Below are 15,056 nucleotides of genomic sequence, written 5' to 3'. Positions count from 1 at the left end.
GCACGGTGCGGGTTGGTCGTCTGGATCGGCTTGCTGCTGGATGGTTGCGCGGGCTCTGTCGGCCGCCGTGGTGAAGGCGCCTCGGATCCGCAGGAGCTGATCGTCGGTCAGTTCCAGGGCCTCCAAGTCCGCCCTCAGCCCTCGCCCGCCGGAAGCGTCGGTGCCGACAAGGCGTACGGCAACCGCAAGACCCGCGCCTACCTCGGCACCGTCACCGCCGCCCGCCTCATCTGGCTCCGCCCGTGACCGAAGCGAAGGATTCCAGCGGCGGCTCACCTGCGGCCGGAGCACAGCCAAGGAACCGCGTTGCCCCAGCCCATGATTGGCCACTAGGGTCGGTCGGGTGACTGCCGGGTCGGCCATGGGCCATGCACGAGTGAGGTTCCCGGCCTCGGCGTGAGCGCGAGGCGGGCAAGAGGCCCGCCCACTTCTCCGCGTCTTTGCTTCCGGCGCCCGCGTACGGCGCCCCGTCCCAGCAATTCCCAAAGACCCGGAGACACATCACCGATGCCACACGACCAGCAGTACCCGCACGAAACCGAGCTGTCGGCGACCGCCGTCCAGCTGAACCACACCGCCATCTACGCCAGAGACCGGCACCTGTCGGCCGAATTCATCGCCGCGATCCTGGGGCTGAAGGTCAGTGCTCCGTTCGGGCCGTTCCTGCCCGTCGACCTCGGCAACGGCGTGACGCTCGACTACTACGAGAAGCGGGACGAGCCGATCCAGTCGCAGCACTACGCGTTCCTCGTGCCCGACGCGCAGTTCCACGCCATGATCGCCCGTCTGGAGGCGGTTGGGGTCACCTACTACGCCGACCCCAGCCACACCGAACCCGGCCGGATCAACCGTCTTTTCGGCGGTCACGGCGCGTACTTCGACGACCCGGACGGCCACAACATGGAGATCATGACTCGGCCCTACGTCCGCCCCTAGCAGGCCGCCCGGCGTCGGTCCGTCGGGCACTCCTTGCCAAGTGGCTCTCCAACTTCGTGGCCCGGGCCAACGCCTGGGCCAGCGGGGTGAGCCGCTTGGCGGGGAGGGGACGAATACTTGACCAGGACGACGAGCTACCTGATCGAAGAGACACGTCCTCGCCACCAGACCGCGCCCGTCAGAACTCCCGTCCGAAGCAGTCGCCGATCCGCCTCGTGCGACCCACGCCGCCGGGGTCGCCGATCGCCTGGAGGGCCTGCGGGCTCGGCGGCTTGGCAAGCGTGACTATTGCGGTTAACCGGCTGCTGCGGTCTTGCACGCAGAGCCGGCCCGGGCCGTATGTGTGGCCGGGCCGGTCTGGCTTCTTCGGGAGGCGCCGGGGCTTTGCGGCGTGACGAGGGATCAAGGCAGTCGTCCCGAGCCCCGCCGCCCAGCGAGCCCACCGCAAACGACGCGCCACGGCGGCAGACCGCCCACCTTCGACCGCGAGGCATACAAGCAACGCAACACAGTCGAACGGTGCATCAACCGCCTGAAACAATGACGAGGCATCGCCACCCGCTACGAGAAAACCGCCACGGTCTACCGGGCCGGACTCCACCTCGCAGCCATCTTCCTTTGGTCCGCACGCTGATCAGAGCGCCACTTAGCATCATCTGCCATGAACACTCTGATCGTGACCGTCGGGCTGGCACTCGTCGGCTACTTGGCGACTTACCTCAACGGTGTGCGACTGGCACAGCGGCAAGCTCGTCTGGCGCGCATCAACCTGCAGTTGAGCGACTTCTACGGGCCCTTGTTCGCGCTGATGGAAGCCAATAGCAGGACCTACGACTCCTTCTCTGAGAGATATGCCCGACCCGACGGCCGCGATCCCTTCGATCACGACATACCCCCCCACGGAGCATGAGCTCGCCGAGTGGCGTACGTGGGCCACCACCGTCTTCATCCCCAACATTCAGGCGATGCGCGACGTGGTGGTCACCAAGGCAGATCTCCTCATCGAGCAAGAGATGCCCCCGGTCCTGCTCCAGCTCTGCGCGCACGTCTCGGGCTACGAGATCACCGCTGCACGATGGGCACAGGGCCGCTACGAAGAGCACCTGTCGGTCATATCCTTCCCCGGCCGGGAGCTGAGGGACTACACCCGCGAAAGGTTCAGGCGGCTCAAGAAGGAACAGGCGGTTCTGCTCGGCCACACCGCAACCGAGAGACGTCGGGCCAGGCTGCTCGGCCGACGGTGATGAAACCAGTCAGCGGCCGTGAGCCGTCACTGCACTGGCCATCATCTATTTCCGGGCGGCAGCACGATGATCCCAACGAAACGCCCTGGCGCTGTGAGACGCCTCGACCACACCGGTGGGGTTGGTGCTCGACTCAGCGGGGAATCTGCTCCCAGCTCTCGTCCTGCATTTGCCCGGCTCCGGCCTGCCGTCCTCGCTTTCTGCCTCGCCGGTGCTGCAGCGCGGACTCGCAGCGCGCGGTCCACGGCGTGCCCAACTCCTGGACCAGATCACCAAGGTGGGAGCAGGAGATGCCGGTGAAGGCAGGATGCGACAATGCCGCACGGACCCATACGGATAGCACATCCCATGAACGCCCACAGTCCTCTTCACGTTCCGAGGGCAGCGCCCGCACCCGGCAGTCGCACCATGTGGATATCGATCGGGTCCTGAACCTCCACAGTGAACCCGTGGCGCTCGTACAGCCGCCGGGCGGCGCTGCCCTGCAGGACGTTCAGGCGGACGAGCACGCCGTCGACATCGGTCCGGTCCAGCAGTGTTCGCAGGACAGCCGAACCGAGCCCTTGTCCCTGGATACCTGGGGCGAGATAGAAATGCTCCAGCCACTGCCCGTCCTCGGCCGGCCGCAATGTGACGCAGCCCGCGAAGGCGCCATCGGCCAGGACGACCGACGTGTGCTGCGGGGAGAAGGAATCCCGCAGCCGCTGCCGGACCCGATGCTCGTCGAACCGACCCAACCGCTCCAGGTCCAGGCGCATCACCATGGCCCGCAGCTCCGCGATCGCCTCGACATCTGCACGTTCCGCGGGGCGCATGGCCCATTCAATGGGCCGGTCCGACTTGAAGCCAGGCACCGCCTGGCCCGCCTGTATCTCGTGCGCCTCTGTTCTCGCATCCACGGCTGGATTATGTCAGTGGGGCGCTGTGACGACGTGCGCAGCAAGATCGATCACCGGCCACTCACGAGCAGTCCTTATCGCGCACCACGTCGCCTGCTCTTGCGCGCCTCCTTGAGCGGGAGGTGGAAACGCAGACGGTAGATCATCCTGCTCCTCTCACCGACGCTGCCGAACCCACGGCCGTCCGCGACGCCGCGTGCGAGTGGACCCGGATGCGGGCCGGAACCTGGGCCTGACCTGCGGGCTCACGAGGCGGACGGTCCGTTGTCAGCGGGGCCGTGCATCATGGGCGCCATGACACAGAGCACCGTCAACGCGCTGCACACGCTCGCCCGCGAGCACCTGCCCGACGACATCGCCGAGCGGTGGATCGGCCTGCTGCGTCCGGGTCTGCGCCTGGAGAAGGCCACGGGTACGGATCCAGCCGTCGGCCGGCTCGGCGGCTTGCCGGAGCTACCGGAGATCGAGGAGTGGCCTGTGTGGGAAGGGCACGGCCCGCTCTCCTTCATCGCTTCACTCGACTGCGCCGCGCTCCCCTCCGCCGCCCTCGACATCGCCCTGCCGCCAGACGGCACGCTGGCCTTCTTCTACTTCGACGGGCAACTGGACGAAGGCTGTGCGGTGGTAGCGCCCCATGAGCCCGACAGCTGGGCAGGAGCGCGCGTGCTGTACGTACCGGCGGGCGTCCCCGTCGCCGAGCGGGCGGCGCCGGAAGGAATTCAGCCGTACCCCGAGGTACCGCTGACGGCGCGCGTGGAGACGACGGCACCGTACCTCTGGCACCCGGTGGTCTACCGGGAGTTCGCGCCGATGCCGGACGACCACCCGGTGTGGGACGAGGACTTCCAGGAGGCGCTGTGGGACCACTCCGAGGGCACGGAGCACCGCGTCGGCGGCCACGCGCACCCGGTGCAGGACGAAGTGGAGGCCGAAGTCGCCCGCGGCGCCCTGGGCAGCCCGCCGTGGACTGACCCCCGCATCAAGGACGAGGCCCTCCGCTGGGTGCTGCTCGCTCAGTTCGACACCGACGACGACGCCGACATGATGTGGGGCGACTGTGGTGCCCTCTACTGGCTCATCCGTCCCGAAGACCTGGCCGAACGCCGCTTCGATCGCGCGATGTTCACCTGGCAGTGCGGCTGACGCGAATCCACCCGCCGTGGCCGACCGGTGCGTCAACCCCCCTGCTGCCGGATGAACGGGCATGACCGCGCGGCCAACGTCCTCCGCGGGTTGGGCAGCTCATGCTGGTGTCCCGGATTCTGGCCCGCGACCGGCTTCGGCCCCGGCGCCGACAGCAACGGCTCGTTCAGCGACCGCAGTTCATCAGAGACGATCCACGGACGAGACTCCCTCTTCCCCACGACCAGAACAACGAGCAGACAAGCCGACAGCCACACCCGTCGCGGCTTCTGTGAGGACCTCTAAGCGCGAAGGTCCGACCACGGTGCTCCTTCACTCTGGACGAGCCCGGCGAAGCGGTGGGTCAGTGGTGGGAGAACCCGAAAGTAACCCGCCGACACCAGCGCGGCGCTTGCGGTCGGCGTCGGCTCGGCGGCCGACCGCGCCTCGGACGTGCCTGAGACGACGCACCGACCGGCGGCTACGCCGGGCACGGTCGCCGCGCACCGCCGATCTCCCGCCCGCTAAGGTGACGCGCCATGACGACCTTTGAACACTCAGCTGCCGGGCCCGCTTCCCCTTCGTTCGCTGTGCACATTCCGGACGCCGAACTCGAGGTCGAGCCGCTCGACCCCGATCAGATCGTCTCCGGGGAGCCAGTCGTTACCGGCAGGGTCCTGTGGGAGTCCGAAGACGGCAAGCAACTGCGCGGCATCTGGCAGATCACGCCGGGCGTGGTCACCGACACCGAGGCCAATGAACTGTTTGTCGTCGTGAGCGGGCGCGCCACCATCGAGGTCGAGGGCGGCGACACGCTGGAGGTCGGGCCGGGGGACGCGTGCGTCCTGCGCGAGAGGGACCGTACGACGTGGACGGTGCACGAGACGCTGCGCAAGGCGTACCACATCAGCTTGTGAGGCCCCGCGCGGCGAGGTCGCCGCAGCAGGCCAGGCGCCCACCGCATCCCCGCCCGTTCCCTCTTGAACGCCTGGTGACCTCGGAGTCCGACCTGTCCACACCGCCCGTCGTCCGAGCACGGCGACGGCTTCGACCTGTCCGGCGACTTCGAAGACGTAGCAGCCGAGGTCGGGAGACTCGGCGACGCACCGGGGGCCGGCACGGCGGGTCAGCAGCGCGCACGTCCTGTTCCTGGCGGAGGCGTCATACGCGCAGTTCCAGACGGAGCGTCACGATCCTCGCATGGCGGGTTCGACTGGCAGGCGGCGCGAGCACACTGATGTGATCGGCGGCGGTGCTCGCTCCGGCGTTGCCGGGCGCAGCCGCCCGGCGACTCGCCGACGCGCGCGAGGAGTCCCATCCCCGCACTCGTTGGTCTTGGCCTGACGCCGAAGACACCACCTGCGCTCAGCGGGCGAGCGGCACCGCGTCCGCAGAGCCGCCGTTGCCACGCAGTGACACCCCGACACTGGCCACGGTGACCGGCCGCGGTCGCGGTCCCGTGGCCCATCGGCTCCGATGGTGGTCAGCCGACGGAGTCCATGAAGCTCAGCATTTGGACATTGATCTGCTCTGCGTGGTCAATCTGCGGTCCATGGCCGGTGTTTGAGACGATCTCGGCGCGGGCGCCCGGTATCAGGCGCGGGACGCGCTCCACTTGCCGCTGCGGGTGCACGAGGAGGCTTCGCTTGCCGAGCAGCAGGTAGAACGGGGTGCGGATGGTGCGCAGTTCGTCCTCCATGAGAGGAAGCGGAGCCGGGCGGCGTATGCGGTAAGCGCGGACGCCGGACCTGATCATCGTGCGCAGCTCGGGCACGACGAGGACCGGCTGCTCCAGCCAGGCTGCCAGGCGCGGGCGTAGCGCCTTGGGTGCGAAGGTCGCGAAGAGGCTGGCGAAGATCCATACGAAGAAGCGGAGACCCACCTTCTCCAGTCCGCCGGGATCGAGCAGAGTGACCGAGGCAAGGCGATCGGGCCTGCGGTGCGCCTGGTTCAGGACGAGCCATCCGCCGTAGGAGGAGCCGACGAGGTGGACACGGTCCAGGCCAAGGCCGGCCAGCGTCTCGTCCAGCCACTGTGCGGCACGTTCGGGTTGGTGGATGGGTTCGCGCTGCACGCTGCGGCCCGGGTCGCCGGGGGTGTCGATCGCGTAGACCGGGCGTTCGGCGCTGAGCGCGGCGGTGTTCGGGTACCACATGGCGGAGCAGCTGCCCGCCCCGTGCACCAGGACGATCGGGGTGCGGGACTGGGCAGCGGGGTCCGTGGGGCCGTACCGGTAGACGTGCGTGGTCCCGAAGCGGGTCTCCACGTCCATCTCCGCAATCGCGGCCGGCCCCAGGGCGTAGACCGCGTCGCAGGCCGCGAAGTAGCGGTCACGCAAGACGTCGTTCACATAGCGGCCGACATCACGCTGGGTACGGGCGCGGGTCGTGGTCTCGGGCACGGTGGGCCACCTCCAGGAGTATCCGTTCTTCGTGATACGACCGTATCATAATGGTGGTACGGCCGTATCATGAAGATGGCCCGACAAGGCTTCAGAGCAGAGGAACCGACGAGCGGAGACCCGGCTATGCCCAAGCGCGTGGACCACGATGTACGGCGCACCGAGATCGCCGAAGCACTCGTCCGGGTCGCCGGGCGGCGCGGATTGCACGCCGTGGGGATGCGCGACGTGGCCGCAGAGGCGGGGATCTCGCTGCGACTGGTGCAGTACTACTTCCAGACCAAGGAGAAGTTGCTGCTCTACGGGCTGCAACACCTGGCCGGAGGATTCGGCGAGCGGGTCGCCGCCCGGGTTCGGGCCGCCGGGGACGACCCGGGGCCGCGCGCGATGATCGAAGCGCTGCTGATGGCGTCGTTGCCGACCGACGAAGAGAGCCGCACCTTCCACCTCGTCTACACCTCGTACGCCGTACTGGCCGTCACGGACCAGACGCTTGCCGCGCAGCCCTTCATGGACAACCCCAATGCCGCCGAGGACACCGTGGCCGGACTGCTGCACAAGGCCAAGGACGCCGGGCTCATCGGCCCCGATGTGGATGCGCGTGCAGAGGCGATCAGCCTGCTCGCCATGTCGGCGGGACTTGGCACCAGCATCCTGGTCGGCCAACGCAGCCCGGAGTCCGCCGATACGGTGCTGGGCTACCACCTGGACCGGCTTTTTCAGGGCGGACGTAATGACTGAGGCCCGGGCAGGCGCCTGCCGCTGACGCCGGCGACACAGCGGACACCACGTCACGCACCGTGCTGCTCGGTTTCCCGCTGAGCACACCTTCAGTTCGTCACCCGAAGGCCGGATTCACGGGGTTGCGGCTCGCGATAGCGGGCTCCAGCAGGCTGCCGATTGGTCTCTCTGCTGCACGGCCCTCGTTCTCGCGACCGCCTTCCTGCTGTCCCGGCGAGCACGAGCATGGTCACGGAGCCCCACTCATCTGACGAAGACAGGAGCACCGCCGCCGCCGTCGTCACTCACGACCGCCAGGAACACGACCAGTCCCACTATCAGAACGATCAACACCAGACAGCACGGTACCGAGGACGGCGCCTTGAGGGGTGGCTGGGCTGCGACCTGCGCGGCCACTCGTCGTACGTCGCCGGCGTGGTACCACATCTTGCTGGCATACCCCGTCGTGGTCATCCAGCTCTTCGAACGGACCCGCACCCCATGGGCCTGCGCATTCACGTACACCGACTGAGTACCGACGCCCGGCCACAACGTGCTCACCTGGCGCTCCGTCAGCCAGCTGTCCTCCTCGTCCTCCATACTCAGCCCCTCCCCCAGCGGCTTGTGACATGTTGCTATGAACTGTCCCATGTTGAGAGGGAGTTCGTCCGCCCATTGCCGCCCGTGACATCGATGGGGTGGCCCCTATAGGGAGATACCAGGTGACCTGGTGTGGAAGTCAGGACGGATTGGGTCCACCGGCGGCCGCTTTGGCGGGCTTGTACGCGCTGATGATCTCGTTCTCCGCGTCGGTGAGGTATTCCTTGAGGATCTGCTCTGCGGCGGCCGCGTCGCGCGCCTGGAGCACGGCCAGCATTTTGCGGTTACGTCGCAGGTAGGGCTCATGGAAGGTCCGGGGATCTTCCATCACGTGAAAGACGAGGCGCAGTTCGGCGAGGACCTGCTGCATGAAGTCCTCCAGGCGCGGAGAGCACGACAGCGCGACGATCGCCTGGTGGAAGTGCATGTTCGCGGTCCCGACGTCTGCCCAGCGGCTTTCCTCGGCTGCGCGTTCGCCTTCCTCTGCGGCGGCGCTGAGTGCCTGCAGCACCGAGTCGGGGGCCGTGGGGAGACTTCGGACCGCGGCCGTCTCGATGAAACCCCGGACGCGGTAGAGGTCGACGGCATTTTCTTGGCTGACGGTCCGCACGAAAACGCCGCGATTGAGTTCGTGGTCCAACAGCTTTTCGTGCGCCAGCAGCCGGAATGCTTCGCGGAGGGTGTTGCGTGACACCCCGAGCGCTCCCCCGAGCGCTTCCTCGGACAGACGAGTGCCCGGAGGGAGGAGCCCTTCCATAATTCGGTCACGCAAGATGCCCGCGACCCGCTCCGCAGTGCTGCTGCGTCCGAGAAGAAGCTCCCGGTCCTTACCCAGCGCGGCCGTCAGTGCTCCCAGAGCGTCGGTGCTCACTCGATCTCCTCAGTGCTCATCTTCCCCTCCCAGTATCCACGGACACTGTGGAATTGTTCAACATGTAAATTAACCTCACATAGGATGCCGACTTTGAGGTGTTTCAGGAAGGCGGCCCAGGCGATTTTCTGTTCGCGGACCGCAGTCGGACAACGACCCGCAGGGGCGCACGGAACGACAGGAGGCCAAGGGTCGAGGGTGGCGCGTCCTTCTCGAGCTGGGCCCGCGGAAGGACAGTGGCCGCCTCGCGTAGAGCCACTTCCGCTTCAGCAAGCGCCGGCCGGGCCCCGGGACAGCGGTGCGGTCCTGCACCGAAGGACAGGTTCTGGCGGACGTTCGAACGGTACGGGCACAGGTGATCCGGATCGGCAAACACCTCGGGATCGGACCCGGTACCCATGAGCATCAGCAACAGTCCAGCTCCGGCCGGAACGGTAACGCCGGACAATTCCACCTCCTCCCGCGTGATGCGGCGCCAGGTCGTGATGGGCGGCTCACGGCGAACGACCTCCTCCACCCAGGCTCGTGCGAAGCCGTCCTCGGCGGACGCCCGGGCCCATGCCTCAGGGTTGCCTGCCGCCGTGCGCAGCACAGTGGAGATCAGCCGGCCGGTCGTTGACTGGCCTCCAATGACCACGAAGAAGCATGCCGCCACGGCCACGCGAAGATCCAGAAGGGCGCCGTCCGGCCGATCGCGCAGAGCCCGGATCAGTCCGCGTGCGCCGGCGTTATCGGTGACCTGTGCGACGAGCATCGGTAGAAGTCGGCTGTCTGCTTGGCCAGGAAGAACTGGTGTCCTCGAATGTCAGCGCGGGAAGCAGCGTGGATGGGGCGCCGAGCATGATGACGGCGCGGGCCATGGCCGCGCGCATCCGGTATTCGGGCGGCAATCGCGCGTAGCTCATCGCTGCACTGACGGTGGTGCCCACTTCGCCCTCCCGACCAGGACCGGGGGGAGGGGCGGCCGTCGGCCGTATGCCTTGTGCATGGGTAGCTCCTGATCCTTCGAGGCCTGGTGGTCCGGCTGACGGCTGCCGGCAATGTGTCCTGGGGGCGTCGTGTTTCACTCGCCACGGTGGACCGGCCATCGCACAGCGCTCTTTGCTACGTCGTCGGGGTAGACGACGTGGTAGCGGCCGTCTTTGAACTGCTCGATCGCCCCGCGGGCTCCGAGGTTTTGATGCTCTTCGTCGAAGTAGATGCCGTCCCACGGCATGATCGTGTCGCGTCCTGGAATGTGCAGACCGGTCAATGCCGTACGGACCTCGTCCGGGTCGATGGAGCGAGCCTCGTCGATGGCCTGCGCGATGGTCATCACCGCAGTGAAGGCACGGGCCGCGACATCGTCCATGGGGGTCTTGTAGGTCCTCTCGTAGAGATCAGCGACTGTTCTGGCGGTCGGATTGCGCTGAGCAAGGTCTCGGGACCACACAACGCGGCTGAGGACGCCGTCCGCGTCACTGCCGGCTTCTTCGAGGTAGGCGGGGCTGGTGAAGCCGGCGCCGAACGTCAACAGCGCAGGCGGGTGGTAGCCAAGGTCATCCATGGCCGACGTCAGACTCTTGGCCTGCTCGGTGTAGGCGAGGGCGAACACCGCGTCGGGTCGGGCCGCTGCCAGCTTCCGTACCGGTTCCCTCAGGCTGCCCTTGGAAGTGCGGATAGGGACGTCCGCGACGATCTCGCTATCGGTCTGCGAAAGGAGGTCCTTGATGGTGTTGGCACCGTCACTCCCGAACCGGTCGGTGGTGTGCACGATGGCGAGACGGCGGATGGGCTGGTCCTTGGCACGCTGCTGTTTGAGCAGGGAGAAGAACATGCGGCCGAAAGTTGCGTCGGTCGGCCCAGTGCGGAAAAACCATTCGCGGCCTCGTTGTGTGAGCGACGTTGCGGAGGACTCTGCGTTGACGAACGGAACGCGGAGTTGTTCGGTGCGGTCGCTCGCGGCGAGAGTGACGGCGGACTCGTAGCCGCCGCTGAGCGCTGCGGCGTTCTTCTTCAACAGCGTGTCAACTGCGCCGGCCGCTCGCTGGGCGTCTCCCCCGGTGTCCTCAGTGACGACCGTGATGCGGGCGCCGTTGAGGTGCGGCAGGCCGACCGCCTTGGCCAGAGGCAGGGCCAGGCGGGGCATGGCGGTGTTGATGACGGTGGCGGCGAATTCCGCGCCGCGGCGGGCGCTGACGCCTGCGGAAGCGTCCGGCCCGGTCAGCGGCGCCAGATAGCCGATCGTAATCGCTGCGGAGCTGGTCATTTGGTCGGGATCGCTGCTGCCGGTGCATGCCGTGGAGACGAGGAGCACAGCGCAGGCCAGCAGGGGGCGCAGTGGGTTCATACGGTGTGAGCCTTCTGAGGCAGGGGCGAGGGCGTACCGGCTGGGCTGGGTTCCGGTTCAGGCCGGGCCTGGGTCGTTCTCGTCGTTGAAAGCGGCTTCGTCTTCGACCCAGCGGCGGTGCTCTCTCCATGCCTCCTGCGAGGAGAAGGCGGGAGCGGCTGCGTCGCTCGTGTCCGGAGCGTTCGGCGACGACGGGCAAGGCGCGGGGGGTTGCGTGGGCTGGGCCGGCGGGGAGGGCGACCGGGTGGCCTGGCGGGGTACGCCGGCATGACGCGGCTGGGCCTGCGGACCAGGGGCCGGCTGCCGGTGCGACAGCGGCTGCTGAGGGGTGTGAGGGACGATCAGGGAACCGGGCAGGAGGACCGTCGCAACGGTCTTGGACTCGTCGGGTCGGGCAAGCCGAACCTGGATTCCGTGCTTGGCGGCGAGTTGTCCGACGACGAACAGGCCCATGGTGCGCACGACTTCCGGGCCGATGGGCGGGGGCGTGGCGAGCCGCTGGTTGAGGGTGCGCAGGAGGTCGGGTGCCATGCCGATGCCGTGGTCCGTGATGAGGACCACGGTGTCCTGCCGACGGCCGGGGTTGATGTAGCAGGTGATGGTTACCTGCGCGGACGGCCGGGAGAACACCGTGGCGTTCTCCATCAGCTCGGCGAGCAGGTGGACCACGTCCACGACGGCTGGGCCCGCGATCGCCACGTCGGGGACCTGCCGGGGCATGACGATGCGGGTGTACTGCTCGACTTCCGAGCTCGCCGCCAACAGTGTCTCGACCAGCGGCACGTGGTTCTGTCGTCCGCGTCCGCTGTCAGAGCCGCCCAGGACCAGCAGGCCCTCGCCGGTGCGCAGCATTCGGGTGGCGAGGTGGTCGAGTTTGAAGAGGCTGTTGAGGCGATCGGGGTCAGCTTCGGTCTGCTCCAGGGTGCCGATTTCGCCCAGGAGGCGGTGGACGAGTGTCTGGCTGCGCCGGGACATATGCACGAACATGGCGTTGACGCTGATACGCAGCGCGGCCTGGTCGGTGGCGAGCTTGAGGGCGGCATGCTGGACGGCCTCGAAGGACCGGGCGACTTCGCCGATTTCGTCACCGGAGGTGACACCGGTGGGTACGGCCTCGATGTCGCTGAGGTCGTCGGGCGCGGCTTGCCGCAGACGCTCCTCGATGGCGGGCAGCCGGTGGTCGGCGACTTCGAGAGCCGAGGTACGAAGCCGGTGCAGCGGCCTGGTCATGGCACGGACAACCGTCAGGGAGACGGCAAGCGCGGCGATGAGAGTGGCCAGGAGCTCCAAGGCCGCGTGGAGGGCCTCTTGTTGCTGGGTGTCGGTAAGGCGGTCCGCGCGTGCGGTCAGGTCATCGAGAGTGCGCTCTTCCACCTTTCGCATGAGCGCCAGCTTGTCGGTCGAGGCTTTCCACCACGTGCCGGCCTTCAGGCCGAGGCGGTCGGCGTCGGCGAGTTCCGTGACGCGGTCCTGCATGTGCTTGGTCGCGACGACCGACGTTCCCTTGACCGTGTCGGCGTACAGGGTGCGCTGATTGCTGGTCATCGAGGCGAGGAACTGGTCGGTGGCCTGTTGCCGGGGCGCGGCCAGTCCGGTGTACTCCGGGGCCTGTCCCACCTGGAAGTAGCCCGTGGTCAGGGCGCTGCCGAGCTGTGCACGTTCCTGACTGGCGTATTCCGTGGCGCGGGCTATGAGGTCGAAGCTGCGGATGTCGCGGATCAGCGCCTGCCCCCCGGGCTGGGTGGCCAGACCGGATCCCATGTCGAGGAGGTTGGTGACGGCGGCCGTGTACTGCGCGAGGATCGAGCTCTCGGTGAGGCTCGCATTCCGGGCTGCGGCCCGGATCGAGGGCAGGCCGCGTATGTCCGCCAGTGTTCTGTCGAGCCGGAGTTGGAGAGAGCGGTCGCCATCGCTGTCGATGCTCTGGGCAGCCCGTGCATAGGCGCCGGCCACACGGTCCACGACCTTCTGCTGGGCCCCGACGTCGGCGGCGCGAGTCTTGCGTCGGCCGGCGATGAAGCAGGCCGTCAGGTCACGTTCGGTCTGCAGCGCGGACACCAAGGGCAGGGCGCGCTGCTGCAGCCGGGCCAGCGTGGCCAGTCGGCCGTAGTCGTTGGCTTGGCCGATGGAGTAAGCGACGGTACTGGCGACCAGGGCTACGGCGAGTGTGGTGGGAATCAGGACGGCCGCGGCGAGTTTGCCGCTCACGGGCCAGTCGCCAAAACGAGCGAGACGGAGCAGCGTGCCGCGCTGGGGCAGCTGCCGTTCGGTGCGGCGGCGTGCCCGCGAGGATCGGGGCTGGTCGCCGGAGTCCGATTCCGTGGTGGGCGTGTCTGTGGATATGTGGCGGGAAGCCGCGTTGGATCCTCGTGGCGTCACTGCGGAAGGCTCTCGGTGTGTGGCTCGCGCCCGCGGGCGGCGGCCAAGGGGCGAACGAGGAGGGCCCTGCGCCTCCCCCGGCTGGCCCTGTGGGGGCTGAGCGGGCGGAAGCTGACGCTCTGTCCAGGACACAGCTGCGCGGCCCGGTCGAGGTCGTGGTCGGCGATCACGGCGATGACGGGGTAGCCGCCGGTCACGGGGTGGTCGGCGAGGAAGAGCACGGGCTGGCCGTTGGGCGGGACCTGCAAAGAGCCCAGGGCGGTGCCCTCGGAGGGCAGTTCGCGATCGACGGCTCGCTTGAGTACCGGTCCCTGCAGACGGGCGCCGATGCGGTTGCTGTCTGCACTGACCTGGTAGGCAGTGGAGTACAGCGTCTTCATCGCCTCGAGGGTGAACCAGTCGTCCCGAGGGCCGGGCAGGACTTCGAGTGTGGGGTGCTCGGGGAATGGCGCGGCGGGGGCGAAGTCGACGGTGGGGAAGCTGCTCGGAGGGGATCCGACGGGTAGTCGGGTGCCGCCTGCGAGCACGGCGGGGCCGATGCCGGAGAGCGTGTCGGTGGACCGGGAGCCGAGGACTTCGGGTACGTCGATGCCGCCGCGTACGGCGAGATAGGTGCGCAGGCCGTGGGCGGGCAGGCCGATGGTGAGCTGCTGACCGGGGTGCACGATGACGGGGCCATTGGCTGCGATGGTGCGTCCGTCCAGGGTGGCGGGGCACGGAGCACCGGTCAGAGCAATGGTGGTGAGCGTGTGGAAGCGGACGCTCAGGCCTCCGTAGGTGAGCTCGAGTCCGGCTGCGTTTTCGGCGTTGCCCACCAGGCGGTTGGCCAGCCGCAGGCTGCCGCGGTCTGCGGCGCCCGAGGTGCTGACACCGAGGGAGGCGTAACCGTGGCGGCCTAGGTCCTGCACGGTGGTGAAGGGGCCGGGCTTAAGGATTTCGATCATTTCGACACCTGGACGAAGCGCACGGCGCGGCCGGGCAGGAGGAGGGCGGGCGGGGTTCTGCTCAGGTCCCACATCACTGTGGGGGTGTGGCCGATGAGGTTCCATCCGCCTGGGGATTGGCGGGGGTAGATGCAGGTGAAGCGGTCGGCGATGGCGACGGCTCCCGCAGGGACCTGGGTGCGGGGCACGCTGCGGCGGGGAAGATGCAGGAGCGGGTCGAGCCCGCTGATGTAGGCGAAGCCGGGGGCGAAGCCGCCGAAGGCGACGGTGTAGGCAGCTTCGGTGTGGCGTTGGATGACTTCGTGAGTGGTGAGGCCGGTCAGCTGGGCTGTCTCGGCCAGGTCGGGCCCGTCGTACCCGACCGGGATTTCCAGCGCGTCCTGGTCGGCGTGCCGGGCGGTGGTGGCCTTGCGGGAGCTGACTGCCTGGGCGAGGGTCTCGCGTGTGGTGATGGCGGGGTCGAAGACGATGAGCAGGGTATGGGCCGCGGGGACCATTTCGACGATGCCGGCTTCGGGTTGGTCGCGAAGGCTGTTGTGGAGGCCGAGGACCTGTTCCAGGTTCTCGAGCTCGATGAGCAGGCTTCGGCTGCCGGCGGTCAGGAGGCGCAT

The 15,056-nt window shown here is 68.0% G+C and carries 14 protein-coding genes and 2 pseudogenes; 7 read left to right on the top strand and 9 right to left on the bottom strand.

From position 1 onward, the window contains the following. The first annotated feature begins 30 nt into the window (after positions 1–30). From ACFWDI_RS09135 to ACFWDI_RS09120, 4 genes and pseudogenes are all read left to right on the top strand, one after another. Positions 31–246 (top strand): hypothetical protein, encoded by a 216-nt coding sequence (locus tag ACFWDI_RS09135; protein ID WP_385302319.1) that lies wholly within the window; start codon positions 31–33, stop codon positions 244–246. A gap of 261 nt (positions 247–507) precedes the next feature. Beyond that, positions 508–936, top strand: a complete 429-nt coding sequence (locus ACFWDI_RS09130) for a VOC family protein (protein ID WP_385302316.1) — start codon at positions 508–510, stop codon at positions 934–936. A gap of 460 nt (positions 937–1,396) precedes the next feature. Then, positions 1,397–1,570, top strand: a pseudogene (locus ACFWDI_RS09125) (IS5/IS1182 family transposase); the annotation flags it as partial. A gap of 27 nt (positions 1,571–1,597) precedes the next feature. After that, a pseudogene (locus ACFWDI_RS09120) lies at positions 1,598–2,180 on the top strand (hypothetical protein). Between the two features lie 368 nt (positions 2,181–2,548). Here the strand turns inward: ACFWDI_RS09120 and ACFWDI_RS09115 are convergent. Then, positions 2,549–2,995, bottom strand: a complete 447-nt coding sequence (locus ACFWDI_RS09115) for a GNAT family N-acetyltransferase (protein ID WP_385302456.1) — start codon at positions 2,993–2,995, stop codon at positions 2,549–2,551. Positions 2,996–3,373: 378 nt separating this feature from the next. Between ACFWDI_RS09115 and ACFWDI_RS09110 the strand changes: the two genes are divergently transcribed. Both ACFWDI_RS09110 and ACFWDI_RS09105 read left to right on the top strand, forming a co-directional pair. Then, a complete protein-coding gene (locus tag ACFWDI_RS09110) occupies positions 3,374–4,222 on the top strand; it encodes a YwqG family protein (RefSeq protein ID WP_385302314.1) in 849 nt (282 codons plus the stop codon). A gap of 518 nt (positions 4,223–4,740) precedes the next feature. After that, positions 4,741–5,118: a cupin domain-containing protein gene (locus tag ACFWDI_RS09105; RefSeq protein WP_385302312.1), complete on the top strand. Its 378-nt coding sequence runs from the start codon at positions 4,741–4,743 to the stop codon at positions 5,116–5,118. Between the two features lie 566 nt (positions 5,119–5,684). Here ACFWDI_RS09105 and ACFWDI_RS09100 read toward each other — a convergent pair. Next, positions 5,685–6,602, bottom strand: a complete 918-nt coding sequence (locus ACFWDI_RS09100; protein WP_385302309.1) for an alpha/beta fold hydrolase — start codon at positions 6,600–6,602, stop codon at positions 5,685–5,687. 126 nt (positions 6,603–6,728) lie between these two features. Between ACFWDI_RS09100 and ACFWDI_RS09095 the strand changes: the two genes are divergently transcribed. Beyond that, positions 6,729–7,343: a TetR/AcrR family transcriptional regulator gene (locus ACFWDI_RS09095; protein ID WP_385302307.1), complete on the top strand. Its 615-nt coding sequence runs from the start codon at positions 6,729–6,731 to the stop codon at positions 7,341–7,343. A 243-nt stretch (positions 7,344–7,586) separates the two neighbouring features. Here the strand turns inward: ACFWDI_RS09095 and ACFWDI_RS09090 are convergent, their stop codons facing one another. The 7 genes from ACFWDI_RS09090 to pxpB form a co-directional block, all read right to left on the bottom strand. Beyond that, entirely contained in the window at positions 7,587–7,922 is a 336-nt protein-coding gene (locus tag ACFWDI_RS09090) for a hypothetical protein (RefSeq protein ID WP_385302305.1), read from the bottom strand. A gap of 139 nt (positions 7,923–8,061) precedes the next feature. Continuing rightward, positions 8,062–8,793 (bottom strand): GntR family transcriptional regulator, encoded by a 732-nt coding sequence (locus tag ACFWDI_RS09085; RefSeq protein ID WP_385302303.1) that lies wholly within the window; start codon positions 8,791–8,793, stop codon positions 8,062–8,064. Positions 8,794–8,896: 103 nt separating this feature from the next. Next, positions 8,897–9,547 carry a cytochrome P450 gene (locus ACFWDI_RS09080; protein WP_385302301.1) on the bottom strand — a complete coding sequence of 217 codons (651 nt, stop codon included), beginning with the start codon at positions 9,545–9,547 and terminating at the stop codon, positions 8,897–8,899. 309 nt (positions 9,548–9,856) lie between these two features. After that, on the bottom strand, positions 9,857–11,122 hold the full coding sequence (locus ACFWDI_RS09075; protein WP_385302300.1) for an ABC transporter substrate-binding protein: 1,266 nt from the start codon (positions 11,120–11,122) through the stop codon (positions 9,857–9,859). 57 nt (positions 11,123–11,179) lie between these two features. Continuing rightward, a complete protein-coding gene (locus ACFWDI_RS09070; RefSeq protein WP_385302297.1) occupies positions 11,180–13,501 on the bottom strand; it encodes a nitrate- and nitrite sensing domain-containing protein in 2,322 nt (773 codons plus the stop codon). After that, positions 13,498–14,445, bottom strand: coding sequence for a biotin-dependent carboxyltransferase family protein (locus tag ACFWDI_RS09065; RefSeq protein WP_385302295.1), 948 nt, complete (start codon positions 14,443–14,445; stop codon positions 13,498–13,500). The genes ACFWDI_RS09070 and ACFWDI_RS09065 overlap by 4 nt, the downstream gene beginning before the upstream one ends. Next, positions 14,442–15,056 (bottom strand): 5-oxoprolinase subunit PxpB, encoded by a 615-nt coding sequence (gene pxpB / locus ACFWDI_RS09060; RefSeq protein WP_385302293.1) that lies wholly within the window; start codon positions 15,054–15,056, stop codon positions 14,442–14,444. Before pxpB ends, ACFWDI_RS09065 begins: the two co-directional genes overlap by 4 nt.

The sequence above is a fragment of the Streptomyces sp. NPDC060064 genome, assembly GCF_042736455.1.
In the GTDB taxonomy this organism is placed as follows: domain Bacteria; phylum Actinomycetota; class Actinomycetes; order Streptomycetales; family Streptomycetaceae; genus Streptomyces.
The sequence above is the reverse complement of the archived record's forward strand: the minus strand, read 5'-3'. Positions and strand labels throughout refer to the sequence as shown.